General features: G+C 61.3%; 1 protein-coding gene. It reads left to right on the forward strand.

Annotation, left to right across the window (positions count from 1 at the left end):
• Positions 1-219: 219 nt before the first annotated feature.
• Positions 220-652: alpha/beta fold hydrolase (locus tag A9W96_RS18780; protein WP_156765313.1), on the forward strand; the 433-nt coding region annotated here is incomplete at its 3' end.

Genomic DNA, 652 nt, shown 5'->3' on the forward strand with positions numbered 1-652 from the left:
GGCGCAGGCTGATCCCCAGTTGCTCGCGAAACATGTTGTCTCCGCGCTTGTCGAGCAGGGCAGCGACGCGGTGCAAGTAGTAACCGAACTCGCTGTAGGGCCTGCCCGTCGATGCCATGGCCCCAGTAAACCTTCAGAAAGTTCTCGTCTCAACTGTTCACATGTGAACGGTTTGGGTTAGGCTTAATCGGCACCGCTGCGCCGAAAGGAACGCCTAACGTGCTTCAGGAAACCACACCGGGCCGCGCCCACAACGCCGATGTGTCGCTGGCCTACGAGGTATTCGGTCCAAGCACCGGGAGACCGCTGCTGCTTCTCATGGGTCTCGGTATGCAAATGCTGCTCTGGCACAACGACTTCTGCCGCGCGCTTGTCGCACGGGGGTTCCAGGTCGCGCGAATGGACAATCGCGATGTCGGCCTGTCCACCCACCTGACTCATCTCGGCGCACCCAGCGCGTGCGAAGTGATCGTGCGCCCACGCAAAGCAGCTCGATATTCATTGAGCGACATGGCCGGGGATGTGATCGCGGTCCTCGATGACCTCGGCTGGGAAAGCACCAACGTCGTCGGCGGCTCACTGGGCGGCATGATCGCTCAAACGCTGGCCATCGAACATCCGCGGCGAGCACGCTCGCTGACCTCGATCATGT

Origin of the sequence: Mycobacterium sp. 1245852.3, from assembly GCF_001669335.1 — a bacterium.
GTDB classification, from domain to species: Bacteria; Actinomycetota; Actinomycetes; order Mycobacteriales; family Mycobacteriaceae; genus Mycobacterium; species Mycobacterium europaeum_A.